2 protein-coding genes are annotated in these 992 nt (G+C 61.0%); both read right to left on the bottom strand.

Annotated features, from left to right (window positions below):
• Positions 1-502 (bottom strand): peptide-methionine (S)-S-oxide reductase MsrA (msrA, locus tag AYK65_RS21560; protein WP_081160589.1); only part of this gene is annotated, 502 nt, incomplete at its 3' end.
• Positions 503-946 (bottom strand): peptide-methionine (R)-S-oxide reductase MsrB, encoded by a 444-nt coding sequence (gene msrB, locus AYK65_RS21555; RefSeq protein ID WP_046119118.1) that lies wholly within the window; start codon positions 944-946, stop codon positions 503-505. It lies immediately after the preceding gene.
• Positions 947-992: the final 46 nt, after the last annotated feature.

The raw sequence follows: 992 nt of genomic DNA, 5'->3' as shown, positions 1-992 counted from the left end.
CGGCCGCCTTCCGCCGGGGCAGCACCCAATTGGGGCGCGGGAAGTGACAGGTATAGCCGTTGGGGTAGCGCTCCAGGTAATCCTGGTGCTCTGGCTCGGCCTCCCAGAAGTCTCCGACCGGTTCGACTTCGGTCACCACCTTGCCAGGCCACAGCCCGGAAGCATCGACGTCTGCGATAGTGTCCTCGGCTATTCTCCTCTGCTCATCGTCGACGTAGTAGATTGCCGACCGGTAGGAGCTGCCGATGTCGTTGCCCTGCCGGTTTCTCGTGGTCGGATCGTGGATCTGGAAGAAGAACTCCAGAATCCGCCTGTAGCTGATGGTCTCGGGATCGAAGATGATCTCGATGCCCTCGGCGTGGGTACCATGATTGCGGTAGGTGGCATTCGGGACGTCGCCGCCGGTGTAGCCCACGCGCGTCGAAACGACCCCGGGGAGCTTGCGGATCAAGTCCTGCATCCCCCAGAAGCAGCCACCAGCCAAAACAGCTCTCTCGGTCATTCAGATATCCTCCACCTGGTTGATATACGCGCCGTAGCCCTCGGCCTCCATTTCCTCGCGCGGAATGAAGCGCAGTGCAGCGGAATTGATGCAGTAACGCAGCCCGCCGCGATCTCGAGGGCCGTCGGGAAACACATGGCCGAGGTGGCTGTCGCCATGGGCGGAGCGCACCTCGGTGCGGGTCATGCCATAGGAGTCATCCCGCAGTTCTTTCACATTTGCCGGTACGATCGGCTTGGTGAAGCTCGGCCAGCCGCAGCCGGAATCGAATTTGTCGGCCGAGGCGAACAGCGGTTCGCCGGAAACGATGTCGACATAGATTCCCGGCCTTTTGTTGTCATTATACTCCCCTGTGAAGGGGCGTTCCGTGCCGTTCTGCTGGGTCACCCGATACTGCTCGGGCGTAAGCTTCCTGACCGCTTCGTCCGTCTTTGCGTAGGTCATTGCCCTATCTCCGCTCGTGGATGTGTTGCCTGAATATGGCGAGGGG

The sequence above is a fragment of the Ensifer aridi genome, from assembly GCF_002078505.1.
Classification (GTDB): domain Bacteria; phylum Pseudomonadota; class Alphaproteobacteria; order Rhizobiales; family Rhizobiaceae; genus Sinorhizobium; species Sinorhizobium aridi.
Note: the sequence above shows the minus strand (reverse complement) of the source record. Positions and strands in the feature narration are given on the sequence as shown.

Bases quoted from the DNA above. Each gene is read 5' to 3' on its own strand.
- msrB (WP_046119118.1), bottom strand. From the start codon at position 946: ATGACCTACGCAAAGACGGACGAAGCGGTCAGGAAGCTTACGCCCGAG.